The sequence below is a fragment of the Streptomyces sp. NPDC044033 genome, assembly GCF_056434425.1.
Genome location: NZ_JBWKFF010000003.1, coordinates 209,340 through 222,233 on the forward strand (window position 1 = coordinate 209,340; position 12,894 = coordinate 222,233).

10 protein-coding genes are annotated in these 12,894 nt (G+C 70.8%); 1 reads left to right on the forward strand and 9 read right to left on the reverse strand.

What is annotated here, in order from left to right; all coding sequences use genetic code 11:
- Positions 1-47: 47 nt before the first annotated feature.
- From AC07AB_RS08325 to eccD, 9 genes are all read right to left on the reverse strand, one after another.
- Positions 48-383: a hypothetical protein gene (locus AC07AB_RS08325; protein WP_478562068.1), complete on the reverse strand. Its 336-nt coding sequence runs from the start codon at positions 381-383 to the stop codon at positions 48-50.
- The gene (locus AC07AB_RS08330) at positions 376-831 is read right to left on the reverse strand and encodes a YbaB/EbfC family nucleoid-associated protein (protein WP_478562071.1); all 456 of its coding nucleotides are present in this window, start codon (positions 829-831) and stop codon (positions 376-378) included. The genes AC07AB_RS08325 and AC07AB_RS08330 overlap by 8 nt, the downstream gene beginning before the upstream one ends.
- Positions 831-1,667 carry a type VII secretion system-associated protein gene (locus AC07AB_RS08335; RefSeq protein ID WP_478562074.1) on the reverse strand — a complete coding sequence of 279 codons (837 nt, stop codon included), beginning with the start codon at positions 1,665-1,667 and terminating at the stop codon, positions 831-833. Before AC07AB_RS08335 ends, AC07AB_RS08330 begins: the two co-directional genes overlap by 1 nt.
- Complete coding sequence (locus tag AC07AB_RS08340) at positions 1,664-4,069, reverse strand: hypothetical protein (protein ID WP_478562077.1); 2,406 nt, start codon at positions 4,067-4,069, stop codon at positions 1,664-1,666. Before AC07AB_RS08340 ends, AC07AB_RS08335 begins: the two co-directional genes overlap by 4 nt.
- A gap of 125 nt (positions 4,070-4,194) precedes the next feature.
- Positions 4,195-4,641, reverse strand: a complete 447-nt coding sequence (locus tag AC07AB_RS08345) for a hypothetical protein (RefSeq protein WP_478562080.1) — start codon at positions 4,639-4,641, stop codon at positions 4,195-4,197.
- 40 nt (positions 4,642-4,681) lie between these two features.
- Positions 4,682-4,984 carry a hypothetical protein gene (locus AC07AB_RS08350; RefSeq protein WP_478562083.1) on the reverse strand — a complete coding sequence of 101 codons (303 nt, stop codon included), beginning with the start codon at positions 4,982-4,984 and terminating at the stop codon, positions 4,682-4,684.
- A gap of 54 nt (positions 4,985-5,038) precedes the next feature.
- The gene (locus tag AC07AB_RS08355; RefSeq protein WP_478562086.1) at positions 5,039-5,389 is read right to left on the reverse strand and encodes a hypothetical protein; all 351 of its coding nucleotides are present in this window, start codon (positions 5,387-5,389) and stop codon (positions 5,039-5,041) included.
- Positions 5,390-5,602: 213 nt separating this feature from the next.
- A complete protein-coding gene (eccB, locus tag AC07AB_RS08360; RefSeq protein WP_478562089.1) occupies positions 5,603-7,087 on the reverse strand; it encodes a type VII secretion protein EccB in 1,485 nt (494 codons plus the stop codon).
- 142 nt (positions 7,088-7,229) lie between these two features.
- Positions 7,230-8,612 (reverse strand): type VII secretion integral membrane protein EccD, encoded by a 1,383-nt coding sequence (eccD, locus tag AC07AB_RS08365; protein WP_478562092.1) that lies wholly within the window; start codon positions 8,610-8,612, stop codon positions 7,230-7,232.
- A 249-nt stretch (positions 8,613-8,861) separates the two neighbouring features.
- Between eccD and eccCa the strand changes: the two genes are divergently transcribed.
- Positions 8,862-12,782 (forward strand): type VII secretion protein EccCa, encoded by a 3,921-nt coding sequence (gene eccCa / locus AC07AB_RS08370; protein ID WP_478562632.1) that lies wholly within the window; start codon positions 8,862-8,864, stop codon positions 12,780-12,782.
- Positions 12,783-12,894: the final 112 nt, after the last annotated feature.

Genomic DNA, 12,894 nt, shown 5'->3' on the forward strand with positions numbered 1-12,894 from the left:
CGTCCGCCGCCGTAACCCGTCCGCTCAGGTCTTCTCGTGCCGTCCGTTCAGCTCTGGGTCAGGTGGTTGGCCGTCTGCGTGGCGTCGTCCTCGGCCTGGTTGAGCGAGCCCGCGGCCGCCGTGCCGCCTTTGTGGAGCGAGGAGATGAACTCGGTGAGCGCCTTGACCCCCTGGGTCAGCCCCTCGCAGTGCTTGTCGACGTACTCGTGGTACTTCTTCGCCCACTCGTCGTCCCTGCCGCCCGCGGTCCTGCTCTCCTCGGTGAGCTGGGCGTTGAGATTGGTCAGCTCGTCCGTGAGGTGGGAGATCTGGCCGATCTCCGAAAACCGCCTGGAGAGGTCCTCGGGAACGGCGAGGGTCTGGTGGTTGGAGCTCTCAGCCATCGAATTCCTCCTCGTCGTCGCGGGTACGGTCCGACTTCGGCGGGGCGCCGAGAATCAGATCCTCCAGGCCCTCCGGCCGCCTGGCGCGCAGCGGGGCCAGCAGCTCGTCCATGGAGTGGCCGCCGAACATCCCCTCGGCCAGCTGGGTCTGCTCTCCCATCAGCGGCCGTACCTGGCTGCTGACCTGGGACGTCATCTTCGCACGGGCCTCGTTGAGGGTGGTCGTCAGCACCGTGGCGAGCTGGGCCCGCGGCATCGAGCGGTAGCCCTCGGTGTTGAACTTCAACTCGGCGATCTCGCCCTGCGCGTTGATCGTGACGGTGACCATCCGGTCCCGGGAGGTGACCGACGTCTTGGTCGTGGCCAGGTTCTTCTGGAGTTCCTGGATGCGCTGCGTGTGGTTGGCGAGGTCGGCCATCGCCGCCTCCAGCTGTTCCTGTATCGACATCAGCGCGTCTCCGATCCCTGCTCGCTGTTGGCTCCGCCGACCGCCCCGGGGCCCACCTCGTCACCGGACGCCCCGGAACGGGCCTCCTCGCCGCCGGACGCCCCGGAACGGGCCTCCTCATCACCGGACGCCCCGGAACGGGCCCCGTCGTCGTCGCCGTCGGCCGCTGCGTCGTTCAGCGCCTCGACCGCGCGCGCCAGATCGGCCGCGCTCAGCCGCATCGCCACCGGCCCGGTCGGGTTGAGGTAGACGTCGTGCCCCTCGGGGACCAGCGCGAAGACCTCCCCCGCGGGCAGCACCCGGTGTGCGAGGGTGCCCGCCCGTTCCAGGTGGGCGGGTGCGGTGAAGGCCGGCACGACCGGGCCGCCGTCCGGCGCGCACGCGGTGACCACCCCGCCGCCCGGCGCGGTGAACACGGCCAGTTCCGCGCTGGCCGCCGCGGCGGCGACGGCCTCCGGCGGGCCGTAACCGGTCGCCGCCAGCTGTACGGCCGCGTCGACGTCGTCGGCCGGTTCGGCCCAGCCCAGCATCCCCGGCGAGGGCCGGTAGCCGGGGTTGTCCTGCCATTCGACGATCTCGCCGTGCGGGTCCGAGCGCCACTGCCCGATGAGGGCCCACTCGGGCGGCGCGTCCTCGCCCGTCCAGGCCGGGTCGATCATGCCGAACCAGTGGTCAGGGGCGGTACGGGCCGCCTCCCGGATGTCATCGGGCGGCGTCGGCATACCCGGCGTCTCCCCCTCGGCCGCCGCGGGCCCGGCGTCCGGTGCGGAGGCCGTGGCCGGAGCGAGGGGGTCCATGGGGGCGGGGTTCCTGTCGTCGTCGGTCTGCGTGGTCATCGTCCGATCACTCCGGGCGCGATGTCGGGGTCGGTGCCCCACACCTCTTCGTCCTCGGCGAGCCAGACATTGCGCTGCCGGTCGCCGCTCTGTCCGCCGCCCTGGCCGCCGGCCCCGCCCATGGGGGGCATCATCGGCGACGAGGAACCGCTGCCCGCGCGGCCCATGGCCCGGCTCTCCGCCGCGGCGGCCCGCGCCGCCCGCATCTCCTGAGCCTGCTGCGCGCCCTCTTCGCCCATCGCCGCGCGGGCACGGCGGCTGATGCCGGTGCTGACGCCGCTCTCGCCCACCGTGTTGCCGTTGCTGTCGACCATGCGGCGCAGCCCGCTGCCGACGCCCTTCGGGTTGGTGAGGCTGGACTCCGACGAGCTGCCGGTCGTCAGGGGACGGCGCGGCGGGTTCCAGTTCTCCTCGCCGCTCGTGGGGTTGCGGCTCTTGAGGCCGCCGCTGCTCTCGGTGATCGCCTTGCCGCGCGGGTCGGTGATCGTCCCATCGGAGTTGATCTTCGACCCCGGGGGCACGGTGAGCTTGCCGCCGAAGGAGTTCGTCAGCGGCTTGCCGTCGGCTCCGACGAGGTTGCCGTGGGCGTCCACCTTCGCGCCCTTGGGCAGGACGAGGTTGCCGTGCTCGTCGTAGCCGACCCCGTGGTCGCCCGCGCCGAAACCGCCGCCACCGCTGGTGTTGACCGAGGTCTGGAGCCGGCGCAGCTGCCGCTCGGCCTCTTCCGCCTGTTCGGCCGCGTTCTTGGCGCTGTTGGGACCGCTCGTGCCGCCGCCGCCACTGCCGCCACCGCCCAGCGGGCCGACCTTGGAGCCCTTGGGCAGCACGAGCGGCTTCTTGTCCGGGCCCATGACGGCGTTGCCCTTGGAGTCGGTGACAGCGCCGGTCTTCGGGTCGATCTTCGCGCCGGGCGGCAGGGTGATCGGGTTGTTGTCCTTGTCGCGGAGTTGCTCGCCCTTGGGGCCGAGGGCAGTGGAGCCGCCGCCCGTACCGCCGGTGCCCGGGCCGAGGCCGATGCCGGCGCCGCCCTTGTTCTGCTCCGCCAGTTTGTTCTTGAGGCTGTCGCCACCCTGCCCGCTGTTGAAGTGCATCATCGCAGGCGGAGGGGTCTTGCCGCCTTCCCCGCCCTGCTCGCCGTCGCCGCCTTCACCGAGCGGATTCTTCCCGTCGCCGCCTTCACCGAGCGGATTCTTGCCGTCACCGCCTTCACCGAGCGGATTCTTGCCGTCGCCGCCTTCACCGAGCGGGTTCTTGCCATCGGCGTTCGCGTCGCCGTCGCCCTTGCCCCCCGGCGGGAGGTCGCCCTGCTGGTCCGCGCCCTTGTCCCCACCGTTCCCGGCTGCGAACGGATTCACGCCGTCGGGCGGGGTGGCACCGCCACTGCCGCCATCGCCCCCCTTGGGCGTCAGATACGTCTGGCTGTCGCTCTGGTTCAACTGGAGCGTGAAGGCCGTATTGATGGGGCGGAATTGGCCCGCGGCGGTGAAGTAACTGGTCGACAGTTGCTGCATCGGCCCGGCGGACGGGGTATCGAGCTTGTCCCGCACATTGTCGAGCCAGCGCTGCTTCGCTTCACTCTCGATCTTGTCCCAGAAAGCCGCGTCCTTGGGACTTCCGTAGGTGGGTGACACCAGCTTTTCACTGAGGAAGCCCTCTACGTCTCCGTTCACCGGGATAACGGTGTTGCCAAGCGGCGGCATCGTGTTCATCGCGTCGAAGAAGACATCGTGCAGATGATTGACGGGCATGGAAGAACGGTCGTTCATGAATGCCCAGAACGTGTTCTGCAACGAGCTCGTGGTGGTCCGCAGCTGGTTACCGGAATTACGCAGGGCCTGGGCCACCGCGCCGTGCTGCATGTAGTCCTGGGTGTCCTTGAGGGACCGTTGAGCGGCTTCCAGAGTGGCCCGGAAGAGCCCCGCCGCCTCACCCTGGAGGTCACTGTCGCTTCCGCCGACCTCAGTGGCCCACTTGCCGAACTGGCCCTGCCACTTCCCGATCAGGGCGTCCATGGCCGTCAGGATGTCGGCGGCCTCGTCCAGCGACTGCGGGCTGGCGGTCTGGTTGCCGTTGGGGTTCACCGAGTTCAGGATCTTGTCGGAGCCGCCGGTGAAGTCGCTCAGCGCTCCGGGGCCGTTGCCGAACTTGGACCAGTCGTAGTTGAGACCGATGGCGAACGTTCCCAGGGGCTCCGAGGTGCTGGCCCCGGTGACCGCGTAGTTGTACGACCACCAGACGTCCAGGTCCGGTTTCGTATTGATCGCGAGTCTCTGCCCCGACTGGTAGTTGGCGATCCACTTCTCGGACCCCGGCCCCGCCACCTTGTTTCGGTCCAGGGGCTGGGCGTCCCCGTCCGCGAACACGGCGAGCCGCTGATCCCAGTTGGTCGCCTCGTCGGCCACAGCCAGTCCTCTTCTCTTCCCACACGGCCCCAACGGCCGCCGGACGGGGCCGGTCCCGAGTGGCGGACGCTCACATCCACCGTTCGAGGACCGGCCGATTCCGCTCGGTTACGCGCCTGCCTCGCCTAACGGCCCAGCGGGTTGGCACCGCCGCCGCCGGCTCCACCGCCACTGCCGCCACCGAGGACGCTCATCAGGTCCTGGGCCAGCGCACCGGCCGAGATCTCGGCGTCGGTGGTGATCTGGTCCACGTGGTCGAGCTGGGTGGAGAAGTTGCTGAACACCTGGACGGCGCTCTCCAGCCTGGAGTGCAGGTCCGTGAAGTACTTGCCGGACAGGTTTCCCAGGTTCTTGCTCGCGAGGAAACGGTCGGGAGCACCGAGCTTGAGGTGCATGTTCCCGCCCGTCGAACCGTATTCGCCCAGTTTGGCGTAGTCCGCATTCGAGTGGAGATCCTGCGCGAACTGCGGAATCTGACGGTCGGCCCAGTCCTTGAGCACACCCTCGGTGATCTTGTACGTGCCGCCGCCGCCGTGCGAGCCGCTGTCGCCGTGCGAGTCGTCCTCAGCCATTTCCTCGCCTCTCGGTCCTCACCCCGTCACCTCGACGGGCTCAGTGGTGCTGCAGGTTGGCGAGGGCGTTCCGGCCCTGGTGGTCGCCCGCCAGCTGGGACTCGTACATCCGCTGGAGCGCGATCGTCGCCTGCTCGTAGTCGTCCTGCAGCTTGGCCTTGGACTGGCTGAGTTCGTGGTGGAAGTTGTCCCACTGCGTGCGGGCCTCACCTTGCAGGGTCTCGCGCAGCGGGACGAAGTTCTTCTCCAGCCACTCCACGGCGTGGACCATGTCCGACTGGGCCCGCGTCATCGAGTGGATGCACTGCTCCAGGACCTTCGTTTGGATGTTGACTGAGGACATAGCGGTCTCCTGCCTGGTGAAGAACGAGGGAAGTGGCGAGCGGTACGGCCGGGCTCAGCGCCCGGTGCCCATGTTGGGCGACAGGGCCCGCGCGAAGCCGTTGGCCGTCTCCTCCGCGTGGGTCATGGCCTGGTTCGTCAGGTGCGTGCCCTGGTGGAAGTTCTCCGTGGCCTGCGTGATGCGGCGGTGGATCGCCAGCCAGTCGTCAATGGCGAGGCAGTGCGTCGAGCTGGAGTTCGCCTGGTAGTTGTGGGACACGTCCTCCTTGATCCTCTGGACGCTCATTCCCGCCTGCTGCATGTCATGGAGATGCTCCTTGAGCCCGGCCAGGGCCGTGTCCATCTCCTCTTGGCCCTTGGCCAGACGGTCGCCCTGGATGCCGTCGAGCTGCGGCACATCACTCATGAAACGTTCTCCTCTGAAGGGGGGTCAGGAGGCAACAACCGGAACGACCGCTACCGGTCTCCCAGCTGACGATCACATTAGTACTTCCACTGGCTTGATTGGCACCTACAGCAGTACGAGCACGTATGGATTCCGGAAAATCCCTGCTGACCAGGTAAAACACATAGTGAACGGAGGGTGAACAAGCTCAGATCCGTCTCAATTGATGCATGGTCAACTTCCCCCGGACGCAAGCCCCTTGGGGCCGGAAGGCGCCTGCACCAGCCCGCGGGCCTGAAGCGCCGCCATATCCAGAGCCGGCCCCGTCTCCAGCATCCCCAGGAGCGCGCCCGGCATCTGTACGGCGTTCGCGTCGCTGTAGCCGAGCTGCTGGAGAGCTTCCTTGCCCGCCACCGGGTACTTCGCGCCCGACTCGGTGACCAGGTAGTACGTGCTGCCCGCCCCGGAAGAGGACAGCGACTTGACGAGGGCGCCGCCGCCTGGACGTACCGCGAACTGGTCGGCGGTACGGGAATCAGCGGACAAACCGGGCTCATTGGACGGCGGGCGACCGCCGATCGTCGACGCCGGGGGCAGCACCACGGCGACGGTCGGCGTTTTCCCGCCAGTGCCCGTCACCGCGCACACGCCCTCGGACTTCTCGACCGGCATGGCCTTCGGCGGCTCGGCCGGCACGCCGCCGCCACCACCGCCGACCAGCGGCGGCCCGGCGGGCGCCCGGTGCCGGTCCAGATCGTCCGGACCCACCTGACGGATGCCGACCGCACCGCCCTCGTACGCGGTGTGCTGAGTGCGCGGGTCGCCCTTGATCAGTGCGAATTCCAGACCGGTCACCGGCGTCAGGCCCTCCTTGCGCAGCAGGAAGCGGCGGCCGTCGGCCGCGGTGAACAGCTGTCCCACCCGGGTCGGGCTGCCCGCCAGTTCGGGCCCCTTGTCACCGAGGTGCGGCACGTCGGGGGTGGCGATGTCGGGGCCCGCGGGGAGCGCGTTGAGGAAGCCGTCGGGCACGGGGAAGGCGGTCGCGTCGCCGTACCCGAGCGCCTGGACGGCGGAGTGCGCGGTGTTCAGCCGCATCCGGGTGCCGTGCCAGACGAGATACGTGTCGTGGTGCGCACCGCCGCGGATCAGCGTGGCGCGGTCCGCCGTGACCGGCCGGCCCTCCGAGTGCAGGCCGACGCCCAGCGTCAACTGGCTGTCCGAGGAGGCGGAGGGCGTTCCGTTCGCGTTCTTGGGCGGCCGGGTGGCGCACGCGGACCAGGGGTCGCGGCTGAGCGCCGAGGGGTCGGGGAGGGCGTCCGGGGCGCCGACGATGCCCAGGGTGCTGCCGCGCGGCGCCCTTTCGATCGAGGCGGGCGACAGGCTCTCCAGTTTCAGTTGCTTTCCGGCCAGGAGCTTGGCCGAGGTCTGGTTGAGCACCGGGTGCAGCACACCGCCGAGGGAGAGGTAGCGGGCGCCGGACTTGTCGTCCACCACCAGCGTGCCGTCCTTCTTCCAGCTGTCCGAGCCGCCGGGCACGATCACGCCGTAGAGGGTCACGATCAGCGCCGCGAGGGCGCCGAGGATCAGCCCGATGAAGATGCCCTTGGATGTCCGCCGGTGCGGCGGCTCGGGCGCGTCGGGGTCGTCGCGGAACAGCCCCGCCGACAGCCGGCCCATCACGAACATGTGGGCCTGCACCTGGTCCCGCCTGGACTGCATGGCAGCGCCTTTCTGTCGGCTCTGTCGGCCTTCGGTCGCGGCGGCCGGCCGCTGTGGAACCGGCCGGTTCGGCCATTTCGACCGGCCGCTGCGGAGCCGGCCGGATCGACCGTTTCAACCGGCCGCTGTGGAGTCGGCCGGATCAGCCGTTGAGGGCCCGCAGGTAGTGGTAGAGCCCGGCGGCGAGCAGCGCGAGCGGCACGAGGGCGACGGCGAGCAGTGTGTGCAGCAGATCGACCGCGCGACCCCAGTAGGGCACCAGGCGGCGGCCCGGGAACGTCCAGCCGGCGATGGCCAGCAGGGCCGCCAGTACGACGGTCCCGGCCAGCAGCATCGGCCGTTCGGACGGGGTGAGGCGCAGGGCGAGCAGTACGCACAGCAGCACGCAGCCGTACGCGCCGGGCAGCACGACGGACAGCCGCTGCCACGCGCCGCCCAGGGCCCGGGAGTGGACCAGCAGCAGGACGCTGAAGACGATGGCGAGCGTCAGCGGCGGCCACGAGTGCTGGGTGGCGAGCGCGGTGAGGCAGCCCGCGGCCACCACGCCCGTCGCCGCGCACAGTGCGGTCAGATAGCCGTCGGCTATCTGACCGCGGACGCTGACCTCCTCGCCGGGCACCGGGTCGATGCCCTCCTGGAGCTGCTCGGCGTTGGTCGGCAGCAGTGGCAGCCGCAGACCGGAGAGCCGGAACGCCAGCGCGGGCAGGAAGGCCCCGAGGACCATGATGACCAGGGCGAGCGGCGCCGCGGTCTCGTCCAGCGGGACGCCGAGGAGCATGACGGCGCCGCCGATCGCCCCGAGCACGGCCGCGACCGCGATCCCCAGGAACAGCGGGGCGCAGGCGCCCACGGCGGCGACGGCCAGTACGGCGCACCCGGCGCCCGCGGCGCACCCGGCCAGGAGCCGGGCGCCCGTCTCCGCGCCGTCGCCGGTGTGCTGGGGCACCAGCGCCCCGGCCAGGACGAGGTAGGGCACGGCGGCGGCGCCGAGCGCGCCGCCCGCCCCGGCGTCGCCCACGGCGCGCGACGCGGAGCCCGCGCCGGCCAGCAGCAGCACGGCGACGCCCGCGGCGCAGACCGACCGCAGCGGGGCCGGGCCGGGCAGGGCCAGCAGCAGCAGCCCGGTGCCCAGGGCGCACAGCGTCAGGCCGATCATCAAGTAGCGGGACCACTGGGGCCGCCAGGAGTCGCCGCGCGAGCGCAGTCCGCTGGAGAGCCCCTCGATGAGGTCGTCGAAGTGGATCTGCGGAAGGGATTCGTTGCGGGCCCGCAGATGGAGGGTCTCCCCGTCGTGGAGCCCGAGCGAGTTGGGTGTTCGCTCGTCGTCCAGCGGGGCTTCGCCCAGGCGCTGCAGTACCCAGCCGCCGGCTTCGGCCCCGCGCTCGTGCAGGTCTGATCCCGCGTGATCGACGATCGTGGGCAGCAGATCGGCGAGCGCGATGTCCGAGGGGACGGCGAGTTCGACGGTTCTTTCCGGTGCCTGGATAGTCAGACGACACAGAGATGCGGTGGAATTGTCACTCAAGCGTGGCTCATCCCTTCCGGGAGGGGCGGTCGACGCGATCTCGTCGATCACATTATCGTGAGGTCGGTACACGGTGGTCCACGGGCTGCCTCTCGGACGTGAACCGCTTTCACAGTCCGTGCCTTTTACCGGAATTGCCGGACCTCCCGGACAGGACCGGACCCAACGCCATCGCGTTTCCCCGTAGGAAGGCGAATCCTTTTGAGTGTGGTTCTCTTCAAGCGGCCTCCCCGTCGGCTCGGCCCGGAGATGCCGGAAGGCGAGCTGAGCCTTCAAGAGCCGCCTTCGCTGCCCGAGACGCAGAGTGCCATGGGCAACATGGTCACTTATATGCCCATGGCGCTCAGTTCGCTCGGCATGGTGCTCATCTTCCTCAAGCCCGGGGAAGGCGGCGGCCCACTGATGTACGTCGCCATCGGGCTGATGGCCGTCTCGGCGGTGGGCATGCTGGTCTCCCAGATCATCCGCAGCTCCGGCGATCGCAAGCGCAAACTGCGTGGTGAACGCCGCGACTACCTCCGGTACCTGTCGGTGAGCCGGCGCCGCATCCGCAAGCTGATACACCAGCAGCGGCAGGCGCAGGAGTGGCGGCATCCCGAGCCCGCGAGCCTGTGGAGCCTGGTGCGCACCGGCCGGCTGTGGGAGCGCCGCGCCACCCATGAGGACTTCGGCGAGATCCGCATCGCCGTCGGCGAGCAGCAGCTGGGCATGAAGCTGACGCCGCTGAGCACCAAGCCGGTGGAGGACCTGGAACCGCTGTGCGCGCACGCGCTGCGCCGGTTCATCCGCGCGTACGGCACGGTGCCCGACCAGCCCGTCGCGCTCTATCTGCGCACGTACTCCCGGGTACTGACGCACGGCGACGCGGAGGCCGCCCGCGCCATGGCACGGGCCATGCTCGGCCAGCTGAGCGTCCTGCACGCCCCGCAGGACCTGCGCATCGCGGTCATCACCGACCACGACCGCCGGGACGCCTGGGAGTGGACGAAGTGGCTGCCGCACGCCCAGCACCCCACCGAGACCGACGGCGCGGGCGCGGTGCGCCTGGTCGCCGACTCGGCGGCGGGGCTGGAGCAGCTGCTCGGGGACGAGTTCGCCGGCCGGCCGCCGTTCGACCCGGATGCCGCGCCGAGCCCCGAGGAGCCGTACTACGTCATCGTGCTGGACCACCCCGGCGTCCCCGGCGACACGCGGCTGGCCGGCGAGGGCTACCGCAACGTCGTGACGCTGGACATCGGGGGCTCCTTCTCCTGGAAGCCCGGCCGGCACTCCCTGCGCCTGCGGGTGGCCGCCGAGAAGCTGGAGATGGTGCGTACCGACCGGTCCGGCAAGGAGAAGACGACCCTGCTGGGCCGCCCGGACGCGCTGGGACCGCAGCGCGCCCGTGCGCTGGGGCGGCTGCTGTCCCCGTACCGGATGGGCGTCACCGTCGACACCGGGGAGGCGCTGACCAGCGATGTCCAGCTGACCACCCTGCTGGGCGTGTCCGATCTGCACACCATGGACGTGGCGCGGGTGCACGCGGGCCGCGGCGCCGGGGCGCGGCTGCGGGTGCCGCTCGGCGTCTCCGGCGACGGCAACCCGGTCGAGCTGGACATCAAGGAGGCCGCGCAGGGCGGCATGGGCCCGCACGGCATGCTGATCGGGGCCACCGGCTCCGGCAAGTCCGAGCTGCTGCGCACCCTGGTGCTGGCGCTGGCGCTGACGCACTCCTCCGAGAAACTGAACCTGATCCTCGTCGACTTCAAGGGCGGTGCGACCTTCCTCGGCCTGGACAACCTGCCGCACACCTCGGCGGTCATCACCAACCTGGCGGACGAGGCGGCGCTGGTCGACCGCATGCGGGACGCCCTGCACGGTGAGCTGATGCGGCGTCAGGAACTGCTGCGCAGTGCCGGCAACTACACCTCGGCCCTGGAGTACGAGACGGCCCGCGAGGGCGGCGCGGAGCTGATACCGCTGCCCACCCTCTTCGTCGTGGTCGACGAGTTCAGCGAGCTGCTGTCCGCGCACCGCGACTTCATGGACCTGTTCGTCATGGTCGGCCGCCTCGGCCGCAGCCTCGGCGTGCACCTGCTGCTCGCCTCCCAGCGGCTGGACGAGGGCCGGATGCACCAACTGGAGTCGCACCTGTCCTACCGGGTCGCGCTGCGCACCTTCTCCGCGATGGAGAGCCGCGGCGTGCTCGGCGTGCCCGACGCCTACCAGCTGCCGTCGGTGCCCGGCAGCGCCATCCTCAAGAAGGACACCGGCGCGCTGGTGCGGTTCAAGGCGGCGTACGTCTCCGGTACGTACCAGGGCGCGCGCCGGGTCGGCCAGTCCGTCGTCGCCGACCAGGTCGTCCCGTACCGCACGGACTGGGTCGCGCCCCGCGTCATCGACATGTCGGAAGAGCCCGCGGAGAGCGAGGAGACGAGCGAGAGCCTGCTGACCGTGGCCGTGGGGCGGCTGGCGGACTCCGGTCCGCCCGCGCACACCGTGTGGCTGCCGCCGCTGGACGTGCCGCCCGCCATGGACGAGATGCTGCCGCCGCTGCACGCCGACCCCGAGCGCGGCCTGACGCCCGCCGACGCGTCGACGCACGCCACGCTGACGGTGCCCATCGGGATCGTGGACCGGCCCTTCGAGCAGACCCGCGAGCCCCTGGTCGCCGACCTGTCCGGCGCGGGCGGCCACATCGGCATCGCGGGCGGGCCGCAGAGCGGCAAGTCCACCTTGCTGCGCAGCATCATCCTGGGGCTCGCGCTCACCCACACCCCGCGGGAAGTCCAGTTCTACTGCCTGGACTTCGGCGGCGGCGCCCTCGGCGGGCTGCGGGACCTGCCGCACATGGGCGGGGTCACCGGCCGTCTGGACCTGGAGCGGGTGCACCGCACCCTGGCCGAGGTCAACGGGCTGATCGCCCGGCGCGAGACGCAGTTCGCCGAGCTGGGCATCGACTCGATGGCCACGCTGCGGTCCCGCCGGGCGGCGGGCGAGCTGCCCGACGAACCGTACGGCGACGTCTTCCTGGTCATCGACGGCTGGACCACGATCCGCCAGGACTTCATGGACATCATGCCGACGTTCGCCACGATGGCGTCCCGCGGGCTGAACTACGGCGTGCACCTGATCGTGGCCTCCACCCGGTGGGCGGAGATCGGCACCGGGCTGCGCGACCAGCTCGGCACCCGCTTCGAGCTGCGGCTCGGCGACACCATGGACTCCATGGTCAACATGCGGGCGGCGGCGACCGTGCCGAAGAACCCCGGGCGCGGCATCACCGACACCAAGCACCACTTCCTGACGGCCCTGCCGCGGCTGGACGGCAGCGGCGAGTCCGCGGACCTCGGCGCGGGCGTCGCGGACGCCGTCGAGCGCGTCTCCCGCAACTGGCACGGTCCTTGCGCGCCCCAGGTACGCACGCTGCCCGCGGTCCTGGAGGCGAGCGCCCTGCCCGCGAGCGAGTGCGCCGGGGGGAACCTGCGGGTGCCGCTCGGCCTGGAGGGCCAGCACCTGGACGTCCTCTGGCACGACTTCAGCCAGAGCCCGCACCTGGTGGTGGTGGGCGACGCCGAGACCGGCAAGACCAACCTGCTGCGCTCGGTATGCCGGGCGGTCACCGAACGCTACGCGCCGGACGAGGCGAAGGTCATGCTGATCGACTACCGGCGCGACCTGCTGGAGAGCGTCCCCGAGACGCACCGGCTGGGGTACGCGGTCTCGGTGGACGTCCTCAAGCAGGTCGTGGACGGCGTCTCCCGCGCCATGCGCGAGCGGCTGCCCGGCCAGGACATCACCCCGGCCCAGCTCAAGCGCCGCGACTGGTGGGAGGGCCCGGAGCTGTTCATGGTCATCGACGACTACGACATGGTGTCCGGCGGCTCGATGTCCAACCACTTCGGCCCGATGCTGGACTATCTCGCGCAGGGCGTGGAACTGGGCCTGCACCTGATCGTCGCGCGCAGCGCCAACGGCGCCTCGCGGGCCATGAACGACTCGCTGCTGCGCCGTCTGCTGGAGGTCAACACCCCGGCCCTGCTGATGTCCTGCCCGCCGTCCGAGGGCTACCTCTTCGGCAACATCAAGCCGCAGCAGCTGCCGGTCGGCCGGGCCCTGCACATCACCCGCCGCGGCACCGTGCAGGTGCAGACGGCCCTGGGCGAGGAGGGCCCGGCGGAGGACGCGTAACTCCTCATCCTTCCGTGGGAGGGGTGGGGGGGGGGGGGGGGGGGGGGGGGGGGGGGGGGGGGGGGAGGGGGTGGGGGGGGGGGGGGGGGGGGGGGGGGGGGGGGGGGGGATA